This is a genomic window from Rhizobium sp. 42MFCr.1, assembly GCF_000377185.1.
GTDB lineage: Bacteria > Pseudomonadota > Alphaproteobacteria > Rhizobiales > Rhizobiaceae > Rhizobium > Rhizobium altiplani.
On record NZ_KB897826.1, the window covers coordinates 97,870 to 121,929 of the forward strand.

The following is a 24,060-nucleotide window of genomic DNA, read 5'->3' on the forward strand; positions in this document are numbered from 1 at the left end:
GAGGCGGGATATGGCACTACCGGGGATGAAACGGCGCACTTTGCTTGCTGCGGGCATCAGCCTGCTGGCGACGCCGATGATTTTGAAAGAGACGGCCGCTATGGCCGTAAGTGGAGACAAGACCAAGATGGATGCGACGCCGCAGCCCCAGTTCAATCAGTTTAAACTCGGCTCCTACAAATTTACCGTCTTCAAGGACGGCGCCACGATTGCCGAAAAGCCCTATGAAACCTTCGCAACCAACCAGAAGCCGGAAACGGTTCAGGAGCTGCTTGCGAGGAATTTCCTGCCGACCGACAAGTTCGTCAATACTTACGCACCGACGCTGATCGACACAGGATCGGATGTCATCCTTGTCGATACGGGTTTTGGCGAAGGCGGTCGCGCCCGCGGCAGCGGGCTGCTTCGCGATGGGCTCAAGGCTGCCGGCTATTCGCCCGACGACATCACGCTGGTCGCGCTGACCCATCTGCATGGCGATCATATCGGCGGCCTGATGGAAGGGGGCGCACCGGCCTTCAAGAACGCGCGTTACGTCATCGGCCAGATCGAATACGATTTCTGGACGGACAAAGCGCGTGAAGGCACAGCCGCCGAAGGCGGTCACAAGACAGTTCTCGCCAACGTCGTGCCGCTTGCCGAGAAAGCGACGTTCATCGGCGATGGCGGCACCGTTGCAAGCGGCATCACCGCAATGCTGGCGCCGGGCCACACGCAGGGCCACATGGTTTTCCACATCGAATCCGAGGGTAAGCGCCTCGTGGCAACGGGCGACACCGCCAATCACTATATTCTGTCGCTGCAGAAGCCGGATTGGGAGGTTCGTTTCGATATGGACAAGGCGCAGGCAGCAGCAACGCGCCGCAAGGTCTTCGGCATGATCGCGGCCGACAAGATTGCCCTCCTAGGCTACCACATGCCGTTCCCCGCCGTCGGCTTTGTCGAGGCACACGACGACGGATATCGCTTCGTTCCGAAGACCTATCAGTTCGACCTGTGAGACCGCTGCATGGCAGCCATACCAAGCCCGGCGAACACGTCGGGCTTTTTGCTATTCACTTCCTGTCATAGACGTGTTACCAGCCCTCGCCAACTTCCAAAGCAACCCTTGCACACTGCCGGTGCGGACGATTCGTTCCGGGAGGCGTTGCATTTTTCTTAATTGAAGGAAATTGGCCATGGCTCGCATCATAGAAACGCCAACCGGTTTGGATGCACTCACCTTCGATGACGTGCTCCTGCAGCCCGGTCATTCCGAGGTCCTGCCCGGTCAGACGAGCGTTGCAACGCGCATCGCCACTGACTTCGAGCTGAATATCCCGATCATCTCTTCGGCCATGGACACCGTCACGGAAAGCCGCCTTGCCATCGCCATGGCTCAGGCCGGTGGCCTTGGCGTGATCCACAAGAACCTGACGCCGGCCGAGCAGGCCGAACAGGTCCGCCAGGTCAAGAAGTTCGAAAGCGGCATGGTCGTCAACCCGGTTACGATCGGTCCCGACGCGACGCTCGCCGATGCGCTCGGGCTGATGAAGACTTACAGCATCTCGGGCATCCCGGTCGTTGAAAAGTCCGGCCGTCTCGTCGGTATTCTGACCAACCGCGATGTTCGCTTCGCCTCCGATCCGAAGCAGAAGATCTACGAGTTGATGACGCGCGAGAATCTCGTCACGGTCAAGGAAAGCGTCGACCAGCAGGAAGCCAAGCGTCTGCTTCATGCGCATCGCATCGAGAAGCTGCTGGTGGTCGACGGAGAAGGCCGCTGCGTCGGTCTCATTACCGTCAAGGACATTGAAAAGTCGCAGCTCAACCCGAACGCATCCAAGGATGCGCAGGGCCGCCTTCGCGCCGCTGCCGCTGTCGGCGTCGGTGACGATGGTTTCGAGCGCGCCGAACGCCTGATCGAGGCAGGCGTCGATCTTCTCGTCGTCGATACCGCGCATGGTCATTCGCAGGGCGTTCTCAATGCCGTCGGACGAGTAAAGAAGCTGTCCAACTCCGTCCGCGTCATGGCCGGCAACGTCGCGACATCTGACGGCACCAAGGCGCTGATCGATGCAGGTGCCGATGCCGTCAAGGTCGGTATTGGCCCGGGCTCGATCTGCACGACGCGCATCGTCGCCGGTGTCGGCGTTCCGCAGCTCGCAGCCATCATGTCGGCGGTTGAGGCAGCACGGGCGCAGGATATCCCTGTCATCGCCGACGGTGGCATCAAGTTCTCGGGTGACGTCGCCAAGGCGATCGCATCCGGCGCTTCCGCTGTCATGATCGGTTCGCTGCTCGCCGGCACCGATGAGAGCCCGGGTGAAGTCTATCTCTACCAGGGCCGTTCCTTCAAAGCCTATCGCGGCATGGGTTCCGTCGGCGCCATGGCGCGCGGCTCGGCAGACCGCTACTTCCAGGCGGAAGTGCGCGATACGCTGAAGCTCGTGCCTGAGGGCATCGAAGGCCAAGTTCCCTACAAGGGCCCGGTTTCGGGCGTCCTGCATCAGCTTGCAGGCGGCCTCAAGGCAGCCATGGGCTATGTCGGCGGCAAGGACATCAAGGACTTCCAGGAGCGCGCGACCTTCGTGCGCATCTCCGGCGCCGGCCTTCGCGAAAGCCACCCTCACGATGTGACGATCACCCGCGAGAGCCCCAACTATCCGGGCTCCGGCGGCTGAAAATGAACGCGGGCAGCCGTATTCCGCTCTGGATTATTGCGCTGCTCGCGGCTGTCTGCCTTGGCGTGCTTGCGTGGACGACGTTCGGCTTTGTTGTCCCCTTCAAGCACGAAACCGGGCAAGCCGTTCTCGATATCTATTTCGCCGGTTATGACGAATTGACCGTCGGCCGGATGCAGCGGCTCCTCGGCGAGAACGAGATTGCCAACAATCTGTTGCGGGCCATGTACGCTGGTCCCGAGCTGATCTTTCCGGCACTTCTGACGGCACTCCTCTTGCTGGTCTTGATCAAGCTGAGACCCGGCGGCTCATACTTCAACCGCCCGATTCGGCCGTTCTTCGCCAAGCTGATCTATGCGCTCCCCTTCATCTATGGCCTCGCCGACTACGGCGAGAATGTCTCCAGCTTGATCGCCTTCGGGGACAGTGCCTGGGCGGATCAGGCCGCGCAGTTGTTGCCGTGGATGACACGGCTGAAATTCGCAAGCCTCGCCATCTGCCTCGTCGTCATCATCCGCTTCGCTGTCGTTCGTGCGATGCGCGGCGAAGAGGGCGAGCAGTAGCTTACCGCGGCCACCGCCATGGCGGATTGGAAAGGCGAGCCGCCATGAACTCCGATAATACTTCGACCTTTGCCGGTCGTGCGCGTGCGGACGGCGTGACAAAATAAAGTGCCCCGCTGGGCAGGCTCCAATCGGTCAAGATCGCCTTCAAGCGCCCGTCAGCTAGATATTCGCTGGCCATGAACTCCGGCAGCTCGCAGATGCCGAGGCCGCGCAACGCCATTGGGATCAATGCTTCCGAATTGGTCGCCCGAAGTGGGCCGGTTGGGGTGACGAATTCCTCCTCGCCTGCCTTATTCGTCAGCCGCCATATGTCCTGGCGTGGCCGATAGGCATAGCCGAGGCAGTGATGCGCGGCCAGCTCTCGAGGATGCTCAGGACATCCGTATTTCTCGAGATAGGCAGGCGACGCCAGAATGAACGGCTTAACCGGCGCGAGCCGACGGGCAATTAGGGACGAGTCCGGCAAAACCGCGATACGAAGCGCAGCATCGAAACCTTCCCCCACGAGATCGACGCTTGCGTCGCTCATGTGAAGATCGATGCTGATGTCGGGGTAGAGTTCAAAGAACTCGGGCAGGATCGGTGCAATCCAATGCACGCCGAACGTCATTGGCGCTGCCAGCCGGATCAGACCGCGGGGACGACTCGACAGCTCGAGCGCCGCATTCTCGATCTCCTCCGCATCGGAGTAGATCCGCGACGCGCGCTCGGCGAGACGGAGGCCGAATTCCGTCAGCGACAGTTGGCGCGATGTCCGATTGAACAGCCGGGCGCCCAGTCTCTGTTCCAGGCGTGCGACGCCGCGCGAAACGGTTGCTACGGAAATACCCAGCGTCTTTGCCGCGCGGGCGAACGATCGCTCCTCCGCCACTTTGGCAAACATCGCGAGGCCTTCGAAGTCTGGCAGCTTCATCATTTCGTATTTGCAACAATGGTTTTCATTCCTTTCTATTTCGAAACGATCGGCTCGTCCATATCTTCTGCTCAGTCGAACAAAAGGAGACGACGACAATGACTCAGAAATTGAATGGCAAGATTGCAGTGATAACCGGCGCCACGTCGGGCATCGGTCTCGCCACGGCGAAGCGTTTCGTCGCCGAAGGCGCTCGCCTCTTCATCACCGGCCGCCGCGCAGATGTGCTCGCCGCGGCTGTCGACGAGATCGGCGGCAACGTCATCGGCATCCAGGCCGACTCCGCCAAGCAGGCCGATCTCGATCGTTTGTTCAATCGCGTGAAGGAAGAGGCCGGCCGCATCGACGTGCTCTTCGCCAACGCAGGCGGGGGCTCGCTCGCGCCGCTCGGTCAGATCACCGAAGAACAGTTTGACGACACGTTCAACCGCAACGTCAAGGGCGTGCTCTTTACCGTGCAAACGGCACTGCCGCTGCTCGGTGACGGCTCGTCGGTTATTCTGACGGGCTCGACGGCCGGTGCGACGGGCACGCCCGCTTTCAGCGTCTACGCTGCCTCGAAGGCGGCGATCCGCAACTTCGCGCGCAACTGGATCCTCGATCTCAAGGACCGCGGCATCCGCGTCAACACGCTTAGCCCCGGCCCGACGGAAACGACCGGCCTGGTCGAACTCGCAGGCAAGGACAAGGCTGACCAGCAGGGCCTTCTCGACTATCTCAGTTCGCAGGTTCCGATGGGCCGCGTCGGTCGCGCCGAAGAAATCGCCTCCGCAGCTCTGTTCCTGGCTTCGGATGAATCGAGCTTCGTCTCTGGCGCAGAACTCTTCGCCGATGGCGGCATCGCCCAGGTCTGATGCAGCAGCCATGCCCGTCGCACAATCGCGACGGGCATTTGCGGCGTCGGTTGTTTTCCTCTACAGCGTGGAAATCAAACGGAAAAACCGCAAGGAAGAGACAGCATGACCGGCTACGAGATGTTCTGGCCCATTATTGCCCACGTAGCCCTAGTCTATTTCCTCTACATGCTTCTCTCGTACCGCCGGCAAAAGCTGGTTCGGGGGGGCAAGATCCGGCGATCGAACTACCGGGAAAATCGCGACGAGCCAGCGGAAGGCCTTGTCGTCAAGCATTGCCTCGCCAACCAGTTCGAGTTGCCGGTGCTTTTCTACGCCTGTTGCGTCCTTCTTTACATGACGGAAGCCGATAACCTCGTCGCCGTTGTTCTTGCCTGGATCTTTGTCGCATCGCGCTATCTGCACGCCTTCATCCACGTGACCAGCAACAATCTGCGTTATCGCAGCCCGCTCTTTGCCTGCGGCTATGTGGTGCTCGGCGCCATGTGGATGTGGGTTGCCGCCTGGATGGCATTCGCGAACGGTTGAGCGACTTGAAGTAACGCAGTTTTGTTCCTGCGTTACTGGCCGCTGACCTATCTTCCCCAACAGGCGAAAGCCGACAGGTAGGGAACGGGAGGCCTCAAATGAACAAGCCGGAAATCACGCAGGCGATGATCAACGCCTACGACGAATACACGCATCTGACACTCGATCGCCGCAACTTCATGGACAAGCTGACGAAACTGGCCGGTTCCGCCGGCGCAGCCGCTGTCATCGCACCGATGCTTGCGGCCAACAAGGCAAGCGCCGAAATGATCGCCGCCGACGACACGCGGGTGGTGGCCAAGGACGTCACCTATCCCGGTGGAGCTGGTGAGATGAAAGGTTACCTCGTCGAACCCAAGGATGCATCGGGAAAACTCGGCGCCGTGATTGTTATCCACGAGAACCGCGGTCTGAACCCGCACATCCGCGATGTCGCGCGCCGCATGGCGCTGGAGGGCTTCATCGCGCTGGCGCCAGACTTCCTCTCGCCCCAGGGCGGCACGCCGGAGAATGAGGACAAAGCCCGCGAGATGTTCAGCACGCTCGACCGACCCGCCACGGTGGCGAACGCGGAGGCGACGCTTACATATCTGAGCAAACTCGACAATTCCAATGGCAAGGTCGGCGTGATCGGTTTCTGCTGGGGTGGCGGGCTGGTTAACGATTTCGCTGTTGCCTCGCCGGACCTGAGGGCGGGTGTTGCCTATTACGGCGCCCAGCCGAAGGCGGCCGATGTGCCTGGTATCAAGGCTGCGCTGATGCTGCATTACGCCGGCCTCGACGACCGTATCAATGCCGGCATCGACGCCTACAAGAAGGCGCTGCAGGACAATGGCAAGGACTTCCAGATCTTCGTCTATGACGGCGTCAACCACGCCTTCAACAATGACACGTCGGCGGCTCGCTACGACAAGAAGGCGGCCGACCTCGCTTGGAGCAGGACTGTCGAATTCCTGAAGAAGAACCTGGCCTGATCAGGCCGCCAGCTCGCGCGGCGCAGGGGCGACAGCGATGATCGCCTCTGCCAGCGCCTCCATCTCCTTGCCACGATGGTTGCTGCGACGCCAGGCAAGGCAGATCTCGCGTGACGGCTGTGGATCGGTAAAGGGCACGATGCGGATCGAATTGCGGCTGGTCTCCGTCGGAATGGCGATCTCGGGAATGAGCGTCATGCCCATATCATGCGACACCATCTGCAGCAGCGTCGCCATTGAGGTCGCACCAAAGTTGACGAGGCTGCGCTTGCCGGCGCTGCAGACGGCAAGGGCCTGATCGCGCAGGCAATGTCCTTCCTCGAGCAGTAGCAGGCGATCGACATTTACTTCATGCTCGGTGAGCGGCGACATCAGCACCGCCTCGCCGTTGTCCGCTACGGCCATGAAGAAGCGGTCGGTGAAGAGCGGTCGCGTCTGGATGCCTTCGATATCGAGCGGCAAGGCCGCGATCACGGCATCGAGCTTTCCCGTCAGGAGGTCCGCCATCAACCGATCGGTGACCGCCTCCCGAAGTTCCACCTCAACGCTGGGGTAAGTCTTGCGCAGATGCGGAACGAACTGAGGGACGAGGTAGGGCGCGACTGTCGGAATAATTCCGATGCGGATCAGACCTTCGAGCGTGCCTTCGCCCTTTCGGGCCGTCTGCTCGAGCAGGTCGACCTGATGCAGGATGGCGCGGACATAGTGCAGAACCTCTTCGCCTTTCGGCGTCAGGATCGTGCTCTGCCGCGTTCGCTCGACTAGCTTGGCGCCGAGATATTCTTCCATTTCCATGATCTGGGTCGACAGCGCCGGCTGGCTGATGTGGACCATTTCGGCGGCCCTGCCGAAATGGCGCGTCGTTGCCAGCGCATCGAAATAACGCATCTGTCGTAAGGTCAGCATGATAATCTCTTCCAATCGATAATCTCATTAAGTACGACTTGAGATTATCGAAGGTCAATGGAATTACGAGCAAGGCCGCTCTTCAGGTGGCATCTGAGTGGCCGCCGATTTGAGGGCACTTGAGGCACATGTAGCGTGCGCGAATCGGTGCGCGCAGCGACCGAGAAGCCACGGCCACAACGATTAACGTCCAACCCGTCGCAAGTGAGCAAAACAACACGCGGAGTTGACCAAATACGGGTGTATCACCCCGATTTTCTTATACTTTTCCCCATCCATACAATCCGATGCATCTCGTTTACGAGTCGTGAAGACCTGCATGTCATATCGGCGAGATGGCGCCGGTATGAACCACCTCCGTCGCTCCACATAGAACAAATGGGAACGACATGAAGGTCGGAAGTTTGGATCGTATTGGCCTCCGCCGGAAGCCAAAGCAGGAACGCAGTATTCAGCGGCTCGACCACATCTTGTCGGCCGCAGCCGCACTCATCGCTGAAAAGGGCGTAAGCGCCATGCGGATGACGGAACTGGCCGTCGCCGCCAAGGTTCCGATTGGTTCCGTTTATCAGTATTTTCCCGAGAAGGCGGCGATCGTCAAAGCGCTCTTCGACCGCCATGCGCTGGCGCTCCAGACGCGCATCGCCGAGGCCTTTGCGTCCGTGCACTCCGTCGACCATGCGCTCGAGGTACTCGTCGCGACGATCGACTGGCACTACGCCGACTATCGCAACGATGCCGCCTATCTCGGCATCTGGATGGGTACCGAAACCGACCACGACCTGCTGCTGCTCAACATCGAGCATAGCAAGCGGATTGCCGACATCTTTCAGGATACCGTCCGCCGCGTCGCACCTGAGCTCTCCGCAGCCGACATGCAGGCCCGCAGCTATCTGTTCAGCCATCTGCTTGGGGCATCGATCCGCCTTGCGGTCGTCAGCGAGGATTCCCTTGCAAGACGCATCCTGGATGAGTGGAAGCGCGTGATCCGAACAGCCTTCCTCTCACCGGTTGCCGCCTGAGCCTACCAACTCGGGACGATGCCAGCGACCTTGAGGCGGGGCTGAGCCCGCCCATAGGCGTTCTTGACGTCAGCGTCGAGATTGTCATCGACGACAGCGGGGGTGATGTTGTCGAGGCAGGCGGTGATATGCGCCGTGATCGCGTTCATCAGCGAGATGGAAACACCCGGCCGCTTCATGATGCCGATCTGGACCGGGGGCAGGGCAGGGAAGCCGTCCGCCTGGCTTAGCACCTTCATCCCCGTGCGCAGAGCCGATTCGGGCATGACGGAAACGGCCATGCCGGCGAGGACCGCGGCCGCGACGACGGTGCACGACCAGCTGGTGAACAGGATCTGGTGTTCGCGACCGACCGCATCCAGCGCCGAGCAGGCGAGCTGCCGCCACTGGCAGTCGCGACGGCCGACGGCGAGCGGCACAGGGGCATCGTCACGGATCGGATGGTTGGCAGAGCCGACCCAGCAGAGCGGTTCCGTTCGCACGACATCCGACATGCGTTCGCGCGGATTGTGGGTCACCAGCGCGATGTCGAGCTCGCCGCGATTCATGCGCTCGGCGAGGCCCACCGAGGGTTCGCAGACAATGTAAAGCTCGACGTTCGGATGCGTCTTGGCAAAGCGGCCGATGATCTCGGGCATGTAGCGGTCGGCGTAGTCATCGGGCGTGCCGATGCGCAGCGTGCCCTCGAGACGGTTGTCATCAAAGGCTGCGATCGCTTCGTTGTTGAGGCGAATGATTCGTCGCGCATAGTTCAAGAGCTTCTCGCCTTCGACGGTGAGGCGGTTGCCGCGCCCGTCCTTGATGAAAAGCTGCTTGCCGATGCGCTCTTCCAGTCGCCGCATCTGCATGGAGACAGCGGACTGCGTCTTGTAGACTCTGTCGGCAGCCTTGGTGAAGCTGCCGGAATCCACAATCGCAATGAAGGTCTGCAACTGATCAATATCGAGAGGCGCTGACATGAGTTAACCTATAAAGATCTCTGATGTTAATCATTAGAAACATTCGTTGGACTGATCAATAGGTGTTTGGCATCTTCGGGGTGCAAATCAAGCAAAGTGAAGGACAGACACCCTGCCTGTCCGCTCCGATTTCAACCCGATGCCTTGCCGCTCGACCTCGCGGGAGGGGTGGGTTGTTGCGCGCCAATGAAAGGATCGTCCCATGCGCACGACAGACCGGATACTCGAACTCGACTGCAGCCAGACCTCGCTGACGTTCTTCCAGCGTCTCGTAAATGGCTTTGCAACGCTGTCATCCGTACTGCGCGTGATCCGCAACCGTATGGAGATCAACAAGCTGAACGAGCTCGATGACAATCAATTGAAGGATATCGGCCTTAGCAGGACCGATCTCACTTCCGCGTTCCTGGCGTCCACCTTCTTTGAAGATCCGTCGGAACACCTGACTAAATCCGCGCGCAACCGCGGACCGAAGTCGCTCTTCCGGTCCCAAAAGGATTGAGACCGGCCCAGTTTTTCCCCGCAGGGTGATAGCCAATAGCCCTGCCTCTTACCCGGTGACCGGCCTCCCAGCCGTCTCCGGGTTTTTTTATGCCTTCGGGGGAGTGGAGGGCGCCTTCGGCATATAGGTCTCGAAGATCGCTTCCATGCTCTTCTGGTAGCTCTTCTGAACCTCGAGCCCGCTGTCGAACATGTTGTTCAGCATGTCGACGTAGCGTTCCGCCTCTGCCTTTGCCTGCTCTTTCGGGGCTTCGGCTCGTTTCGGCTCAACCGGCTTTCCGAGCGAGCCCATCATTTCCTGAAAGGCCTTTGCGAATGGATTGTCGAAAAACGGATTGGTGACCGTCTTCTCTGCCTCCGGCTTCTGCATGCCGAACATCTGCTGCATGGCCTGAGTGAAAGGATTGTCGAAGATGGTGGGCTCCGGAGCGGCCTTCTGCTTCGGCGCAAAGCCGGTGCTTTCCAGCCATTTCTGGATGGTTTCGCCCATGGCGGTGTTGATGAATGGATTGACGGGCGCGTTCATCTGCCCCATCGACTGCTTGAACAGGCCGCCCATCAAAGTATCGGCCATCACGGGCAGCATCTGCTTGTAGATCTCCTGGCCGATCCCGGTCATCTGGGCAGCCTGCGCCGCAACCGCCCGCGAGACCTCCTTGGAGCCGAACAGCTGCCCGAGGATGGTGTTGCCATCATCGATTCCTTGCGGGGTGAAGGCCTTGCCCATGTCCTCGAAATATTTGGCGTAGTTGCCGGAGGCGACCGCCTGCATCAGCCCCATGAAGTCGTAGGGGTTGCTGCTGCTCCGTTTCAGGCTGGCGGAAAATGCCGGCATCAGCGCGGCCATCGCCTTTGTGGCCTGCTCCTGGGCAAGATTGAACTGCTTGGAGACCGCATCCATCGCCGCGCCGTTCTGGGCCTGCATCATCATGTCGAAGAGTGGCAGCATGGTAATCCCTTTCCCGGTTTCGCAACGCGTAATTGCGTCACTATAGCCGGAAAAAGGAATGCGCAAACCGCTTTTTGCAGAAGGGCTTAGGGTAGACCCTAGTATTGATACTCTTCGAAGACAGGCTCCACGGAACCGTTCCAGCGGCCGTGATACAGCGCCAGCAGATCCTCGGCCAAAGTCGCCTTCTTGGCCATGACTTCGTCGAGCGGCGCAAGGAAGATGGTTTCGTCCTGGCCTTCCTTGTTGAGCTTGTTGCGCGCTCGGAGACCGGACTTCGAAACGGCGATCACTTCGCGCGCCGTCTCATAAAGCTCATGGCCGCGGAACTTTGCCCTTAAACCCTGAGACGGGACGGCATCGCGCAACGCGTTGACCTCGTCGAATGTCCAGTCCTTGGTCAGCATATCCGCGTCTTCGAGTGCAGCATCGTTGTAGAGAAGCCCGACCCAGAAGGCCGGCAACCCGCAAATGCGCCGCCACGGGCCGCCATCGGCACCGCGCATCTCTAGGAAGCGCTTCAGGCGAACGTCGGGGAAGAGGGTCGAAAGGTGGTTCGTCCAGTCGCCCATCGTCGGCTCCCAGGCGGCAACCGCGCCCTTCAGCGCGCCGTTCATGAACTGGCGGAACGTGATGTGGGTACAGTCGTGATAGTGCCCGTCGCGCACGATGAAATACATCGGCACGTCGAGGGCCCATTCGGCATAATCATGAAAACCGAAATCGTCGCGGAAGGTGAAGTCCAGCAGACCGGAGCGATTGTTGTCGGTGTCGCGCCAAATGTCGCCGCGCCAGGAGAGCAGGCCGTTGGGCTTGCCTTCGGTAAAGGGCGACGAGGCAAACAGCGCGGTTGCCAGAGACTGAAGCTTCATCGAAACCCGCATCTTCTTGCGCATGTCGGCTTCGGAGGAAAAGTCGAGGTTCACCTGGATGGTGCAGGTGCGATACATCATGTCGAGACCCTTGGCGCCGACCTTCGGCATGTAGCGGGTCATGATCTCGTAGCGGGATTTCGGCATGACAGGCGTTTCGGCCAGTGTCCATTTAGGGCTGCCGCCAATGCCGAGGAAGCGGATGCCCATCGGCTCGGCGATCTCGCGCAACGTCGCCAGATGGGTATTCGATTCCTTGCAGGTCTCGTGGATCGTTTCCAGCGGCGCGCCGGACAGTTCGAACTGGCCGCCAGGCTCGATCGATATCGCGCCCATTCCGTTCGGCTCGCCCAGGCCGATGATGTTGTCGCCGTCCATGATCGGGTCCCAGCCGGATTTCTGCTGAAGGCCTTTCAACAGCGCCGAAATGCTGGCCTCGCCGAAATACGGCACAGGGCCGTTGTCCGCCCGGAAGAAGGCAAACTTCTCATGCTCGGTACCGATGCGGAATTTTTCCGCCGGCTTGTTCCCCGCGGCAAGATAATCGGTCAGCTCCTGAACCGAAGAGAGTGGCGTCTGGTCGGTGGTATCGCGAGCCATTCAAGTCTACCTGCAATGGGAGAGCGCCTGGAAAAACCCGGGCAATTGGAAGGGTGATTAGGACCGCTCCCACGTATGTTGCAAGTGAAATTGTTTCAACGGTCCATCAAAAAAATAGCAGGATATTTCGGCTGCGACCGATCCTAAGGTTAATTCCAGTCGCCGATCGACGCTTGAATGACTGCCATGGCAGCAACCGCAGCCGTATCGGCTCTGAGGATCCGCGGCCCAAGCGGGATTGCGGTCACGAAATCAAGGCCGCGCAGCCGCGCGCGCTCTTCCTCGGAGAAACCGCCCTCTGGGCCGACAAGGAGCGCCAGCTGTCGCTCGCTGATCTTGGACAGCAGTGGTAGCGGGTTCTGCCCCGCATCGCCCTCGTCGCAATAGATGATGCGGCGGTCGCTCGGCCAAGTGTCCAGCAGGTCGAACAGCTTCACGGGCTCGGCAACGTCGGGGATATCGAGTATGCCGCATTGCTCCGCTGCCTCGATGACGTTTGCCTTCAGCTTGTCGAGATTGGTGATCTTGCCCTGCACATGCTGGGTCATCACTGGACGCAGAAGGCCTGCGCCCATCTCGACGGCCTTCTGCACCAGGTAGTCGAGTCGCCCGACCTTAAGTGGTGCAAAGAGATAGTGCAGATCGGACGCTGCCGGCTGCGGGCGGGTCTGCTCCTCGGCGACCACTACAATCCGTTTCCGCGTTGGAAAGGTGAGGCGCGCCTTCCACTCGCCATCGCGGCCATTGAAGACGAGCAGTTCGGCGCCATCAGTCATGCGCAGTACGTTGGCGAGATAGTTGAAGTGGTCGCCCGTCGTCTCGACCGTTGCTCCGGCGGCCAGGGGAGCGTCCACAAACAGCCGTTGCATCCGAAAATTGGCGCGCATCGAAAAGTCCTGCTCATACAAAGAGCGCGAACATAACCCAATAGATCATCGCTGCAAGCGCTGCCGAGGCCGGCACCGTGATGATCCAGGCGGCGATGATCGTCATGAAGTGCGAACGGCGAACGAGATAGCGGCGACGAACCTCATGCGTGTTCGGATCTTCCGGTTCATCAATCGCCCAGCTTTCCGCCTTGCGCCGCACGTACCGGATGCGTCGCTTCGAGTTCCGTGTGTACCACTCGCGGAAGAAGCCGACGCCAAACACGGAACCGACCGCGATATGCGTCGTACTGACGGGCATGCCGAGCCACGAGGCCACGATAACCGTGAAGGCCGTCGACAGCGCAACGCAATAGGCGCGCATGGGGTTGAGCTTGGTGATCTGTTCACCGACCAGCCGGATCAGGCGCGGCCCGAACAACAGTAGGCCGACCGAGATACCGAAGGCGCCGATGAGCAGCACCCAGATCGGGGGCTGGCCATTCGGGCCGGCTGCGGATCCCGCGACCGCGCGCACGATTGCCGAAAGTGGGCCGACTGCGTTGGATACGTCGTTGGCACCATGTGCGAAGGAGAGCAGAGCTGCCGAGCCAATCAGGGGAATCTGGAAGAGGACGCGCAGCGAGCTGTTGCGGTTTTCCAGCCCTACGGCCTGCCTGTGAACGAATGAACGCGCGGCAAACCATCCGAGGCCGCCGGCCGCGACGCCGAAAAGGAGGATTGTGAACGAGGAAAACGCGCCAGCGGGCGTAAGCTGCAGCACCATGTAGGAAGCAAAGCCACCGAGCATCATCGCGATCAGAACGGGGACCCAACGCCGCGCCGCGGCAATCTTGTCGTCGCGGTAGATGATCAGGCTCTTCACGAGGAAAAGCAGGCCGGCCGCAATCACGCCGCCAAGCAGCGGCGAAGTCACCCAGGCCGATGTGATCTCGACCATCACCCGCCAGTTCACCGGGTCCGGACCGACCGCGCCGATACCCGCTCCAATCACCGCGCCGACGATCGCGTGCGTGGTCGAGACCGGTGCGTTCATCCAGGTCGCGAGGTTGATCCACAATGCGGCGGCCATCAGTGCCGCTATCATGATCCAGCTGAGTGTGCCTGGTGGGACTTGCACGGCATCCACGATGCTGGAGGAGATCGTCTTGACGACCTCGCCGCCGGCAACTGTCGCCCCGAGAATTTCGAAGATGGCTGCGATGACAAGAGCTTGCCCCATCGTCATCGCTCGGGCGCCCACGGCGGCGCCGACGTTATTGGTAACGTCGTTTGCACCGATGTTCATGGCCATGTAGGCGGCGAGCGCCGCTGCCGCAATCACCAGCACGGCGCTTGGCCGGTCAAAGACATAGACGCCCGCGAAAAGCATGGCTAGCCCAAGGAAGATCAGCCCGAGGCCCGGCGCCACCAGTTTGCGCGAGACGAACTTCGTCGCATCCTCGACATGCGTAAGCTTGTCGAGGTCTTTGTCGAGCGTTCGTTTCGTGAGGACGGCTGATCGGTTGGGCATGCTATTCCTTCGTTGAATCCTGCTTTAGCGCCGCCAAGTTTAGCAGCGCAAGATGGCAGTATTCATTCCGCCGGAATTTGCTTTGGCATGCTTGCCGCAAGCTGTTCCGTCATGCGGCGCTTGAACAGCAGGATGAGATTGCGAAGTTCAGGCTCATGAACGCGCTTCACAGCCTCGTCGCAGGAGACCCACTCCACCTTGCGCTCGCCTTTTTCCTTGAAGTTCTTGGCGATCTCCAGAACCTCGAGAGCATAGACCTGCACTTTACAGGTGACCTTTAGGCCGTTCTTCAACACCTTAGGGTAGGAGTAGGAACCAAGGAGCTCGTTCTCGACGGTTCCGCGCGCACCGGCTTCCTCGAATGCCTCGCGTGCGGCGACCTCATACGAGCACCTTCCGTCCATCGGCCATCCCTTGGGGATCACCCAGCGGCCGGTGTCGCGGCTGGTCAGTAAAAGTACTTCAACGTCGTTGGTTTTCTTTTTGACCCGATAGCAGAGCGCAGCATATTGTTGACGCGGAGGGCGCCGAAACATGAGCTGGACGTCTGCAGCGAGGCGGGCGAGAAGAGTCAACGGTCGGGTCACCTTGGCGTTCTGTTCGAGTGAGTCGTCTATATTAGTATCCGCTGGAAAGCTTGCGCGATCCATACGCATTTCATGCTTTTGGCTCGGATTTGATAACTATCAATAGGAACTTTTTGTTTCGCCGGGTAACAAAAAATCCGTCAGATACTATCCTGATTCCGCCAATGCACAGGCGTTCAATATGAGCGCGCCTTGCATTTCAATCAACGGCGGCGTCATCTCATACACTGTTATGTCAATACTATGGTAATCATGCGTCTTCCTCCCTTAAAAGCCATTCGCGCCTTTGAAGCCGTATACCGTCACGGCAGCATTCTTGGCGCCGCCGCCGAGCTTGGTGTTGTACGCGGCGCGGTGCGCCAGCAGATCTCGATCCTGGAGAACTATTTCGGTGAGAAACTGTTCGAACGCGATGGCAGAAAATTGGCTGCGACCGCGAAAGCTGCACTGTTCGCGGAGGCCTCCACCGCTGCCTTCGCGACGCTGGAACGCGCCGCTGCAGATTTTGTCGGTGGCGAGGATCGCCGCATTCGCCTCGGCGTACCTTCGGCCTTTGCTATATGGTGGCTGATGCCGCGGCTTGCAAACATGCAGGCTGAGCTTGGCGTCGTCGACGTCGATATCGTGCCGATGTCGGTCGTCGAGCCGCTGGCGCTGCACCCGGAACTCGACGCCGTCATCATGGGCGCCGAATACCGGCCAACGGCAGGGGTGACAGCGGTCAAGTTCATGGAGGACGAATTCGGACCCGTCGCGACACCGGATCTGGCAGAAAGGATCGCCGGCGATCCCGCGCGGATGGTGGAGATCACCGCTCTTGTCAGCCGCAGCGCGCCAACCCTTTGGCAGGAGTGGTTTGCCGAGAGCGGCACTCAGGCCGTGATGTTCCGGCGCAAGCAGGAATTCGAGGATCTGCTGCTGGTGCTCGGGGCGGTGCGATCGGGGATTGGTGTTGTGCTCGCGCCGCGCGCTGCCATCGAAGATGACTTGCAGCGCAATCTGCTTGCTGCACCCTATGGCTTCATTCGCCGACTGGCCGGCTATAGCCTGTGCTGTCGCAACGTCGACTCGCCGAAACCCGCGTTCGTCGCCCTTCGCGACTGGTTGCTCCGCTCTGGCGCGGCGACGCAATAGGGCAGATTTTCTGCCCTATTGCGCAGAATTATCTCCATGGTCGAAAGGCGCTGCCGAGCCTAACACTGCGTTGCGAGCAAAAGGACATGGATATGCAAAGAGTAGCAAGCCGCATCGAATGGATCGGCAACAGCTGCAGGTTGCTCAAGGCAACGGCGGCAGAATTCGAGAAGACCCAACCGTTCAACGGCTTGACCATCGGCACGGGGATTCATCTGGAGCCGAAGACCGTGGCGCTGCTGATGACCCTGAAAGCCGGCGGCGCACGGCTTGTCTGCACCGGAAATCTGAACAGCACGCAGCCTTCGACTGTCGAGTTTCTCCGTTCGCAGGGGATCACTGTGTTCGCGACCCAGACAACGGACCCAGTCGCGCATCATGAGAGCCTGCAGGCGGTCGTCGCGGAAAAGCCGGATCTTCTGCTCGACAACGGCGGCGACCTCTTGGCGATTGCGGCCGGGGCTCCTTACGCCAGCCTTCTCGGAGGCACCGAGGAGACTACGTCAGGCCGCACACGCCTGCTGCCGATACGGGCAAAATTGAACATGCCGATCCTGGTCATCAACGACAGCCCGATCAAGCAGTTCGCCGAAAACAGACATGCCGTCGGCCAGAGCCTTTTCGAAAGCTACATGCGCTTCACCAACCGCTCGACCAACGGCAAGCGTGTGACGGTTTTCGGCTACGGGGCCTGCGGCAAGGGAACCGCCGCCTGTTTCCGCAACGCGTTTTCAGCCGTCAGCGTCGTTGATATCGATCCGGTGACGGCGCTGGGGGCGCATCTTGACGGATTTTCCACGCCGCTGCGCAACGAGGCGATTGCCTCGGCCGACGTGCTCGTCACCGTTACGGGCTTTCCCGCGATCATCACCGCAGCCGACCTTCCGCTGATCAAGGATGGTGCAATCCTGATGAATGGCGGACATTTCCCGCATGAGATCGACGTTGCCGCATTCCGGCAGCACCCCGATGTCGTGCGGATCGATCGCTACGAGGCGGATCACATCGAGACCCTGCACCTGAAGGACGGTCGCTCTTTCCATGTTCTCGGCGGTGGCCACATGGCGAACCTCGCCGGTCCCAGGCCGCTCGGCAATTCCGTTGAATCGATGGATCTTGGTTTCACGCTGCAGGCGCGCTGCCTCGAGCGTGTCGCCAGACGCGAAGTCGGCGCCGAGAGCTGTCTCGTCCCGGTACCCGCGGATATCGATGCCATGGTGGCGAGCGCCTATCTCGATCTGGCGCGATAGGTGACGGGCGCGGCGAGATTCCGCCGCGCGCGTCCAGATTTCAGGCGATCTCCACCACCAGCTTGCCGTTTGCCTGACGGTTTTCGATCAACGCGTGCGCTTCGGCGGCGTCGGAAAGTCCGAAGCGGCGCGCGTCCAGCCTCGGCATCAGCTTGCCGGCCTCGACGAGCTTGCCCACCTCGCGCAGGATCTCGCCGTGGTGGCTTCGCCCTTCGCCGGTCAGAAGCGGCAGCAGCGTAAAGACGCCCGAATAGGTCGCCGCCTTGAACGACAGCGGGGCAAGCGCATGCGTCCCCCATCCGAGCGCGCTGACGACGTGGCCAAACCGGCCGACCGCCTGGAAGGCTGTATCGAGGCCCGGGCCGCCGACGGTATCGCAGACGATGTCGAAGCCCTTGCCGGCCGTGTGATTGCCGACATAGTCCGCCACGGTCTCTACCCTGTAGTCGATCGGCGTTGCTCCAAGGCTTCTGAGATAGCCAGCCTTGGAGCCACCGTCGACGGCAAACACATCAGCACCCGCGGCTTTTGCGATCTGTACGGCAATGTGCCCCACGCCACCGCCGGCGCCGAGGACAAGAACCTGCCGGCCTTCGCTGACATTGGCTCGATCGACCAATCCTTCCCAGGCGGTAATCGCGATCAGCGACAGGGCTGCTGCCTCCCGCATCGAGAGATTGTTGGGCTTCGGCGCGATCAGCCTGGCGTCGACCGCTGCGAATTCAGCCAACGAGCCCTGGATGCCGCCGACGCCACCGGTCATGCCATAGACTTCGTCGCCGCGATGGAACTCGGTGACGCCGGGACCGACCTGCTCGACGACGCCGGCAATGTCCATACCTAGAACGGCCGGGAACGGATGGCGCGCATGGGTGGCATTGCCGGCGCGGATCTTGGTGTCCAGCGGATTGACGCCGCTTCCCTTGATACGGACTAAAACCTCGCCTTCGCGCGGCGCCGGCCGGGCGATCTCGGCAAGGCGGAAATCCGCGTTCGGCGCGTCGATCAGGAGCGCCTTCATCGTTGTGATCTGTGACATGCAACTCTCCTTCGTCTGTTGTTGCCCGGAGAATGCGCCGTTGATATGAGAATGGAAATGAAAGACATTGCACGAAGTTCATACATTTTTGTATGGGAGTCGGCTTGTGGAATGGAGCGATCTCAAACTGTTTCTGGCGATTGCGCGCCAGGGAACTCTCGGCGCCGGCGCCCGCAGCCTCGGCCTGACGCAGCCGACGATGGGGCGTCGCCTTCGCGCCCTTGAAATCTCGCTCGGCCAGACCCTGTTTCAGCGGACAGCCGACGGGTTTGTGATGACCGACGAGGGCGCAGCCGTCTTTGCCCACGCCGAGCGGATGGAAGAGGAAGCACTCGGGCTCGAACGCGAACTTGCCGGACAGAGCCGGCAATTGAGCGGCTTCCTGCGCTTGTCCTCTTCGGAGTGGTTCGGTGCACATGTGCTGGCGCCGGTCCTTGCGGAATTCTCGCTGCGCTATCCGAAGATCGTCGTGGAATTGCTGACCGATAGCCGCCTGCTCAGTCTCTCCCGCCGGGAGGCGGATGTCGTCGTTCGGATCGCGCCCTTTCCCGAGCCGGACGTGATATCGAGGAAGCTGCTGCATATCGACTACCGGCTTTACATCCGCCGAGGGGCGGAGCACCCGAAGGCAGGAGATGGCGCGGGCGCGCGCCTGGTAACGATGGACGAGGCGTTTGGCGGCATGCCTGATGTGACATGGCTGACGCGTCTTCTGCCAAAGGCCGAGATTGCCATGCGCAGCAACAACCGCGATGTCCAGGCGACGCTGTGCAGGAATGGGGCCGGGCTCGCCGTCCTGCCGCGCCCCCTTGGCGATTCAATCGCTGATATCGAGCCGGTCGACCTCGGTGAAGCGCCGCCGGGGCGCGACACCTGGATTGGCTATCACCGGGATATGAAACGGCAGGCGCGCTTGCGGGCGCTGCTTAATCTCGTCCTCGAGAGACTGGCGAATTGAGCGCTGGAAACCTCTAGCGTTCCCAGTAGGGAACCGGGCCGCAGATCTCGGCGAGATAGTCGATGAACAGCCCTACCTTGGCCGGCAAGAACTGGCGGCTGGGAAAGACTGCGGAAAGCCCCCGCCTCGTGAGCAGGGCCTCAAGACTAAGCGGGCCAGTGGGTTTTGGGTGCCAGGTCCGCCGCGCCGGTCCTTAGGATCCGATCTCCCGGTTCGATCAACCCTGAAATTTTGCCTGTCGCGGTGACTGGAAAAGGCGACAAGGTATTGCGCATTAATCGCACTAGATCTCTATTAGGGGTAGTGAAGATTGTAAGCCACAGGTCGCTGTTTCATCCTGAGGTGCTCTGATCCCGGCAAGCGCTTATAGTGCACCCCCGCATTTCCTGGAGTTATGAAGATGGGTTGGTCTCTGAATCTCGGCACGATCGCTGGCACGACCATTCGCGTTCACTTCACCTTTCTGCTTTTGCTCGTCTGGATCTGGCTGATGCACTACCAGATCGGCGGCACGGCGTGACGCGGTAAACCCTGCCGCCTGGGCTTCGGAACAACGGTCGTCGACGACGTTGCGCGCCATCTCCTCTCGACAAAGCGGCATCAAAACCGGCGTTCTCATGGATGTTCAGTCGGAGCGATCCTGCAAGGCTGAGTGTGTAACTCCAGTCTCCTTAATCCGCTCCGAATGGACAACCTCCTGAAAACCCACAGCTAGCGTTCCCAGTAGGGAACCGGTCCGTAGATCTCGGCGAGATAGTCGATGAACAGCCGTACCTTGGCCGGCAGGAACTGGCGGCTGGGATAGACCGCGGAAAGCGTCACGTTGCGCGATCCTTCGTAGGCAATAAGGATGTGCACCAACCGTCCGTCTTGGAGCTCCCTGCCGATGTCCCAGGTGGAGCGCAGCGCGATGCCGAGCCCCGATATGACGGCCTCCCTGATGACCTCGCTTGAATTGGTGACGAGCATTCCTTCCGGCCGCAGGGAAAGCGGACCCTCCGGCCCCTCCAGCCGCCAGGCATCGTTGTTGTGGGCGGGCAGGCAGCGGTGGTGCTTGAGATCTTCGATGGTCTGGGGCGTGCCGTTAGCGGCAAGATAGTCCGGCGATGCGCAGAGCAGGCGACGCACGGGGGCAAGGCGCCGCGCGACGAGGCTTGAGTCCGTCAGTTCCGCAATACGGATGGCAAGGTCGAAGCCTTCGCCGATGATATCGGTGAATTCGTCGCTGAGCACGAGATTGATCGCCAAACCGGCATGCATATCCATGAAGGATTTCAGGTGCGGGGCGACATGCATGCGTCCGAACGAGGTGGGCGCCGTCACCTTCAGCGTGCCCTGCATCTGCGCCGAGCGTCCGGAAATGTAGTATTCGGCCTCCTCGATGCCGGCGAGAATGCCAAGCACGCGATCGTAGAAGCCCTGGCCTGCCTCCGTCAGGGAGATCTGCCGCGTCGTGCGCTGCAGGAGCCGCGTGCCGAGCCGATCTTCAAGCCGTTTTATCCGCTTCGACACGACCGCCGGCGAAAAGCCGAGAGCCCGGCCGGCAAGCGACATGCTCCCCGTCGAAACGACCTTTGCGAAAATTTCGAGATCACCGAGATTGGTCATTCGTCAGATTGTTTATCCTTTTGGAATAAGTGCTTAGAATTTGCGCCGTAATCGGGAAAGTGCTAAGCCCGACTGAGCCGGCAGCGCAGAGGATGTCTCCGGTTTTCGCTGTCGGAGCGAAGGGAGAGAGTCATGTCCGATACTATTTCGTTTCTCGCCCCGCGTGCCGACGTGCTTGCCCGCCGCAGGCAGATCGTCGCAGATCTCATCGACCTGCTGCCGCCGGAATGCCTGGTGCACGAGGCGCGCGAGTTGATGCCGTTCGAGACCGATGCCTTCGTTTCCTATCGCCGGATGCCGCTTGCTGTTGCCCTGCCGCGGACGACCGCGGAAGTGGCTGCGGTCATGAAATACTGTCATCGCTATGGCGTGCCGGTGGTGCCGCGCGGCGCCGGAACGTCACTCTCGGGCGGAGCAATCCCACAGGAGGATGCGGTCGTCATTTGCGTTTCCAAGATGAACCGCATTCTCGAAATCGATCTGGCCAACCGCGTGGCGGTCGTCGAAGCCGGCGTAACCAACCTGAATATTTCAGAATCCGTCTCGGCGGACGGCTTCTTCTATGCGCCCGATCCGAGCTCACAGCTGGCCTGCACGATCGGCGGCAATATCGGCATGAATTCCGGTGGCGCGCATTGCCTGAAATATGGGGTGACGACCAACAACCTGCTCGGCGTCAAGATGGTGCTGACCGATGGCACCGTCATCGATTTCGGCGGCAAGGCATTGGACGCCGGAGGCTACGACTTGCTTGGCCTTGTCTGCGGACATGAGGGCCAGCTTGGGATAGTCACCGAAGCGACTGTCCGCCTGATCGCCAAACCGGAGGGCGCGCGGCCGGTCCTCTTCGGCTTTGATACGTCCGAGGAGGCGGGATCCTGTGTCGCCGACATCATCGCATCAGGGATCATTCCCGTCGCGATCGAATTCATGGACAAGCCAGCGATCGAAATCTGCGAGGCCTTCGCCAAGGCCGGCTATCCGCTGGATGTGGGGGCGCTATTGATCGTCGAGGTCGAAGGATCGGAGGCGGAAATGGACGACATGCTGAAGAGCATCGTCGAAATCGCGCGCAAGCATGGCGTGAAAACCGTCCGCGAATGCCAGTCGGCAACCGAGGCGGCGCTGATCTGGAAGGGCAGGAAATCCGCCTTCGGCGCGACTGGCCGGATAGCAGACTATATCTGCATGGACGGAACCGTGCCGCTCAGCCAGCTTTCTTATGTGCTGACGAAAACCTCTGAAATCATCGACAGCTATGGGCTTCGCGTCGCCAACGTCTTCCATGCCGGCGATGGCAATATGCATCCGCTGATCCTGTTCAATGCGAATGATCCGGAAGATGCCGCCCGTGCGGAAGCTGCGGGGATGGAGATCCTGAAGCTCTGTGTCGATGCGGGCGGCTGCCTCACGGGCGAGCATGGCGTCGGCATCGAAAAACGCGACCTGATGCGTCATCAGTATTCCGAGGCGGACCTGGAGCAGCAGATGGCGGCGCGCGCCGCCTTCGATCCGGCCTGGCTCCTGAACCCCTCCAAGGTTTTCCCGCTCGAGGGACGTCCGGCCGCATGATCGATCTATCGCCCACAACGGACGAAGAGGCCGCGGCAATCGTCCGCAGCCACACCGAGGCCGGCGAGCCGCTGGCGATCTGCGGCGGCAACACTCGCTCGGGTTTCGGGAACGCCGTGGCGGCGGAAAGCCGCCTGCGGTCGTCCAATCTGCGGGGCATCACGGCCTATAATCCCGGCGAGATGGTTTTGACCGCTCGCTCGGGAACGCCGTTGTCCGAGATCGAAGCCGCACTCGCCGAGAACGGTCAAATGATGGCCTTTGAGCCCATGGACCATCGGCCGATCATGGGAACGACAGGTGAGCCGACAATCGGCGGCGTCTTTGCCGCCAATGTCTCGGGGCCGCGCCGTTTCGTCGCCGGCGCTGCGCGCGACAGCCTGCTTGGCGTGAGCTTCATCAACGGCAAGGGCGAGATCATCAAGGCAGGCGGCCGCGTGATGAAGAACGTCACCGGATTGGATCTCGTCAAGCTGATGGCTGGCTCGCACGGCACGCTGGGCTTCCTGACGGAAGTAACTTTCCGCGTGCCACCGCGGCCGAGAACCGAAGCAACGATCGTCATCTCGGGGCTGAACGATGCGGAGGCCGCCAACGCCATGGCGGCGGCGATGGCGCTGCCGGTCGAAGTCTCCGGCGCCGCACATCTGCCGATGACCGTCGCCTGGAAATTTCTCGACAGTACGCTCTCCGAAGGCGAGGGAACCTGTCTCAGGATCGAAGGCCTGCCCGGCTCAGTCGATGCCAGGGCAACCAAGCTCGCCGCAGCCATGGCGGCATTCGGATCCGTCACGCGCTTCGAGCAGGCAGACAGTGTCCGTCTCTGGAGAGATATCCGCGATGTCGCGCCCTATGCCGACGGTACGGCTCGACCGGTGTGGCGCGTCTCCGTCGCCCCAGGGACCGGCCATCAGCTGGTCGCGGCACTTCGCCTCGAAGCCGGTGTTGACGCATACTATGACTGGCAGGGCGGCCTGATCTGGATGCGGATGGAGGCCGACGCGGATGCGGACCTTTTGCGCCGGTTCATCAAGGCGCTGGGCGATGGCCATGCGACATTGATCCGCGCACCTGAAAAGATGCGATCTGGGATTGCGGCCTTTCAGCCCCAGCAGGAGGCTGTGGCCTTGCTATCGCAGCGACTGAAACTGAAATTCGATCCCGCCGGCATCTTCAATCCCGGGAAGATGGCAGGAACTTGAGGC

The 24,060-nt window shown here is 60.8% G+C and carries 23 protein-coding genes and 1 pseudogene; 13 read left to right on the forward strand and 11 right to left on the reverse strand.

Annotated elements, in window-relative coordinates; genetic code table 11:
* Positions 1–10 precede the first annotated feature (10 nt).
* The 3 genes from C934_RS0111540 to C934_RS0111550 all read left to right on the forward strand — a co-directional run bounded on the left by C934_RS0111540 (position 11) and on the right by C934_RS0111550 (position 3,226).
* Entirely contained in the window at positions 11–1,000 is a 990-nt protein-coding gene (locus C934_RS0111540; RefSeq protein WP_026371749.1) for an MBL fold metallo-hydrolase, read from the forward strand.
* Between the two features lie 178 nt (positions 1,001–1,178).
* A complete protein-coding gene (gene guaB, locus C934_RS0111545) occupies positions 1,179–2,663 on the forward strand; it encodes an IMP dehydrogenase (protein ID WP_018856881.1) in 1,485 nt (494 codons plus the stop codon).
* Positions 2,664–2,665: 2 nt separating this feature from the next.
* On the forward strand, positions 2,666–3,226 hold the full coding sequence (locus C934_RS0111550; RefSeq protein WP_018856882.1) for a hypothetical protein: 561 nt from the start codon (positions 2,666–2,668) through the stop codon (positions 3,224–3,226).
* A gap of 1 nt (position 3,227) precedes the next feature.
* Here the strand turns inward: C934_RS0111550 and C934_RS0111555 are convergent, their stop codons facing one another.
* Positions 3,228–4,145 (reverse strand): LysR family transcriptional regulator, encoded by a 918-nt coding sequence (locus C934_RS0111555; RefSeq protein ID WP_018856883.1) that lies wholly within the window; start codon positions 4,143–4,145, stop codon positions 3,228–3,230.
* Positions 4,146–4,240: 95 nt separating this feature from the next.
* Here C934_RS0111555 and C934_RS0111560 point away from each other — a divergent pair, with 95 nt between their 5' ends.
* The 3 genes from C934_RS0111560 (at position 4,241) to C934_RS0111570 (ending at position 6,498) form a co-directional block, all read left to right on the forward strand.
* Positions 4,241–4,996: an SDR family oxidoreductase gene (locus C934_RS0111560; protein WP_018856884.1), complete on the forward strand. Its 756-nt coding sequence runs from the start codon at positions 4,241–4,243 to the stop codon at positions 4,994–4,996.
* Positions 4,997–5,101: 105 nt separating this feature from the next.
* Positions 5,102–5,524: an MAPEG family protein gene (locus C934_RS0111565; protein WP_018116127.1), complete on the forward strand. Its 423-nt coding sequence runs from the start codon at positions 5,102–5,104 to the stop codon at positions 5,522–5,524.
* 98 nt (positions 5,525–5,622) lie between these two features.
* Positions 5,623–6,498 (forward strand): dienelactone hydrolase family protein, encoded by an 876-nt coding sequence (locus C934_RS0111570; protein ID WP_018856885.1) that lies wholly within the window; start codon positions 5,623–5,625, stop codon positions 6,496–6,498.
* Here C934_RS0111570 and C934_RS0111575 read toward each other — a convergent pair whose 3' ends face one another.
* Complete coding sequence (locus tag C934_RS0111575) at positions 6,499–7,404, reverse strand: hydrogen peroxide-inducible genes activator (RefSeq protein WP_025659470.1); 906 nt, start codon at positions 7,402–7,404, stop codon at positions 6,499–6,501.
* Positions 7,405–7,793: 389 nt separating this feature from the next.
* On the opposite strand from C934_RS0111575, the gene C934_RS0111580 reads away from it, so the two are divergent.
* Positions 7,794–8,426: a TetR family transcriptional regulator gene (locus C934_RS0111580; protein ID WP_018856887.1), complete on the forward strand. Its 633-nt coding sequence runs from the start codon at positions 7,794–7,796 to the stop codon at positions 8,424–8,426.
* Between the two features lie 2 nt (positions 8,427–8,428).
* Here the strand turns inward: C934_RS0111580 and C934_RS0111585 are convergent, their stop codons facing one another.
* Positions 8,429–9,385, reverse strand: coding sequence for a LysR substrate-binding domain-containing protein (locus C934_RS0111585; protein ID WP_018856888.1), 957 nt, complete (start codon positions 9,383–9,385; stop codon positions 8,429–8,431).
* A gap of 202 nt (positions 9,386–9,587) precedes the next feature.
* Between C934_RS0111585 and C934_RS0111590 the strand changes: the two genes are divergently transcribed.
* Positions 9,588–9,887 carry a DUF1127 domain-containing protein gene (locus C934_RS0111590; RefSeq protein WP_018856889.1) on the forward strand — a complete coding sequence of 100 codons (300 nt, stop codon included), beginning with the start codon at positions 9,588–9,590 and terminating at the stop codon, positions 9,885–9,887.
* An 87-nt stretch (positions 9,888–9,974) separates the two neighbouring features.
* Here C934_RS0111590 and C934_RS0111595 read toward each other — a convergent pair whose 3' ends face one another.
* The 5 genes from C934_RS0111595 to C934_RS0111615 all read right to left on the reverse strand — a co-directional run bounded on the left by C934_RS0111595 (position 9,975) and on the right by C934_RS0111615 (position 15,282).
* Entirely contained in the window at positions 9,975–10,835 is an 861-nt protein-coding gene (locus C934_RS0111595) for a DUF937 domain-containing protein (RefSeq protein ID WP_018856890.1), read from the reverse strand.
* Between the two features lie 98 nt (positions 10,836–10,933).
* Positions 10,934–12,307 (reverse strand): glutamate--cysteine ligase, encoded by a 1,374-nt coding sequence (locus C934_RS0111600; protein ID WP_018856891.1) that lies wholly within the window; start codon positions 12,305–12,307, stop codon positions 10,934–10,936.
* 149 nt (positions 12,308–12,456) lie between these two features.
* On the reverse strand, positions 12,457–13,194 hold the full coding sequence (locus C934_RS0111605; RefSeq protein WP_018856892.1) for a 16S rRNA (uracil(1498)-N(3))-methyltransferase: 738 nt from the start codon (positions 13,192–13,194) through the stop codon (positions 12,457–12,459).
* Between the two features lie 13 nt (positions 13,195–13,207).
* Complete coding sequence (locus C934_RS0111610) at positions 13,208–14,707, reverse strand: inorganic phosphate transporter (RefSeq protein WP_018856893.1); 1,500 nt, start codon at positions 14,705–14,707, stop codon at positions 13,208–13,210.
* Between the two features lie 62 nt (positions 14,708–14,769).
* Positions 14,770–15,282, reverse strand: coding sequence for an NUDIX hydrolase (locus tag C934_RS0111615; RefSeq protein WP_026371750.1), 513 nt, complete (start codon positions 15,280–15,282; stop codon positions 14,770–14,772).
* A 255-nt stretch (positions 15,283–15,537) separates the two neighbouring features.
* Here C934_RS0111615 and C934_RS0111620 point away from each other — a divergent pair, with 255 nt between their 5' ends.
* Positions 15,538–16,428 (forward strand): LysR substrate-binding domain-containing protein, encoded by an 891-nt coding sequence (locus tag C934_RS0111620; RefSeq protein ID WP_018856895.1) that lies wholly within the window; start codon positions 15,538–15,540, stop codon positions 16,426–16,428.
* Positions 16,429–16,520: 92 nt separating this feature from the next.
* Positions 16,521–17,678, forward strand: coding sequence for an adenosylhomocysteinase (locus C934_RS0111625; protein ID WP_018856896.1), 1,158 nt, complete (start codon positions 16,521–16,523; stop codon positions 17,676–17,678).
* A 40-nt stretch (positions 17,679–17,718) separates the two neighbouring features.
* Here the strand turns inward: C934_RS0111625 and C934_RS0111630 are convergent, their stop codons facing one another.
* Positions 17,719–18,717, reverse strand: a complete 999-nt coding sequence (locus C934_RS0111630; protein WP_018856897.1) for a zinc-dependent alcohol dehydrogenase family protein — start codon at positions 18,715–18,717, stop codon at positions 17,719–17,721.
* 106 nt (positions 18,718–18,823) lie between these two features.
* Here C934_RS0111630 and C934_RS0111635 point away from each other — a divergent pair, with 106 nt between their 5' ends.
* Complete coding sequence (locus tag C934_RS0111635; RefSeq protein ID WP_018856898.1) at positions 18,824–19,675, forward strand: LysR family transcriptional regulator; 852 nt, start codon at positions 18,824–18,826, stop codon at positions 19,673–19,675.
* A 13-nt stretch (positions 19,676–19,688) separates the two neighbouring features.
* Here the strand turns inward: C934_RS0111635 and C934_RS34655 are convergent.
* Both C934_RS34655 and C934_RS0111645 read right to left on the reverse strand, forming a co-directional pair.
* A pseudogene (locus C934_RS34655) lies at positions 19,689–19,793 on the reverse strand (LysR family transcriptional regulator); the annotation flags it as partial.
* Between the two features lie 593 nt (positions 19,794–20,386).
* The gene (locus C934_RS0111645; RefSeq protein WP_018856900.1) at positions 20,387–21,283 is read right to left on the reverse strand and encodes a LysR family transcriptional regulator; all 897 of its coding nucleotides are present in this window, start codon (positions 21,281–21,283) and stop codon (positions 20,387–20,389) included.
* A gap of 132 nt (positions 21,284–21,415) precedes the next feature.
* Between C934_RS0111645 and C934_RS0111650 the strand changes: the two genes are divergently transcribed.
* Together C934_RS0111650 and glcE are read left to right on the forward strand one after the other, a co-directional pair.
* A complete protein-coding gene (locus tag C934_RS0111650; protein WP_018856901.1) occupies positions 21,416–22,855 on the forward strand; it encodes an FAD-linked oxidase C-terminal domain-containing protein in 1,440 nt (479 codons plus the stop codon).
* Positions 22,852–24,057, forward strand: a complete 1,206-nt coding sequence (gene glcE, locus C934_RS0111655; protein WP_018856902.1) for a glycolate oxidase subunit GlcE — start codon at positions 22,852–22,854, stop codon at positions 24,055–24,057. Before C934_RS0111650 ends, glcE begins: the two co-directional genes overlap by 4 nt.
* The last annotated feature ends 3 nt before the right edge of the window (positions 24,058–24,060 follow it).

Bases quoted from the DNA above. Each gene is read 5' to 3' on its own strand.
- C934_RS0111540 (WP_026371749.1), top strand. From the start codon at position 11: ATGGCACTACCGGGGATGAAACGGCGCACTTTGCTTGCTGCGGGCATC.
- guaB (WP_018856881.1), top strand. From the start codon at position 1,179: ATGGCTCGCATCATAGAAACGCCAACCGGTTTGGATGCACTCACCTTC.
- C934_RS0111550 (WP_018856882.1), top strand. From the start codon at position 2,666: ATGAACGCGGGCAGCCGTATTCCGCTCTGGATTATTGCGCTGCTCGCG.
- C934_RS0111555 (WP_018856883.1), bottom strand. From the start codon at position 4,145: ATGATGAAGCTGCCAGACTTCGAAGGCCTCGCGATGTTTGCCAAAGTG.
- C934_RS0111560 (WP_018856884.1), top strand. From the start codon at position 4,241: ATGACTCAGAAATTGAATGGCAAGATTGCAGTGATAACCGGCGCCACG.
- C934_RS0111565 (WP_018116127.1), top strand. From the start codon at position 5,102: ATGACCGGCTACGAGATGTTCTGGCCCATTATTGCCCACGTAGCCCTA.
- C934_RS0111570 (WP_018856885.1), top strand. From the start codon at position 5,623: ATGAACAAGCCGGAAATCACGCAGGCGATGATCAACGCCTACGACGAA.
- C934_RS0111575 (WP_025659470.1), bottom strand. From the start codon at position 7,404: ATGCTGACCTTACGACAGATGCGTTATTTCGATGCGCTGGCAACGACG.
- C934_RS0111580 (WP_018856887.1), top strand. From the start codon at position 7,794: ATGAAGGTCGGAAGTTTGGATCGTATTGGCCTCCGCCGGAAGCCAAAG.
- C934_RS0111585 (WP_018856888.1), bottom strand. From the start codon at position 9,385: ATGTCAGCGCCTCTCGATATTGATCAGTTGCAGACCTTCATTGCGATT.
- C934_RS0111590 (WP_018856889.1), top strand. From the start codon at position 9,588: ATGCGCACGACAGACCGGATACTCGAACTCGACTGCAGCCAGACCTCG.
- C934_RS0111595 (WP_018856890.1), bottom strand. From the start codon at position 10,835: ATGCTGCCACTCTTCGACATGATGATGCAGGCCCAGAACGGCGCGGCG.
- C934_RS0111600 (WP_018856891.1), bottom strand. From the start codon at position 12,307: ATGGCTCGCGATACCACCGACCAGACGCCACTCTCTTCGGTTCAGGAG.
- C934_RS0111605 (WP_018856892.1), bottom strand. From the start codon at position 13,194: ATGCGCGCCAATTTTCGGATGCAACGGCTGTTTGTGGACGCTCCCCTG.
- C934_RS0111610 (WP_018856893.1), bottom strand. From the start codon at position 14,707: ATGCCCAACCGATCAGCCGTCCTCACGAAACGAACGCTCGACAAAGAC.
- C934_RS0111620 (WP_018856895.1), top strand. From the start codon at position 15,538: ATGGTAATCATGCGTCTTCCTCCCTTAAAAGCCATTCGCGCCTTTGAA.
- C934_RS0111625 (WP_018856896.1), top strand. From the start codon at position 16,521: ATGCAAAGAGTAGCAAGCCGCATCGAATGGATCGGCAACAGCTGCAGG.
- C934_RS0111630 (WP_018856897.1), bottom strand. From the start codon at position 18,717: ATGTCACAGATCACAACGATGAAGGCGCTCCTGATCGACGCGCCGAAC.
- C934_RS0111645 (WP_018856900.1), bottom strand. From the start codon at position 21,283: ATGACCAATCTCGGTGATCTCGAAATTTTCGCAAAGGTCGTTTCGACG.
- C934_RS0111650 (WP_018856901.1), top strand. From the start codon at position 21,416: ATGTCCGATACTATTTCGTTTCTCGCCCCGCGTGCCGACGTGCTTGCC.
- glcE (WP_018856902.1), top strand. From the start codon at position 22,852: ATGATCGATCTATCGCCCACAACGGACGAAGAGGCCGCGGCAATCGTC.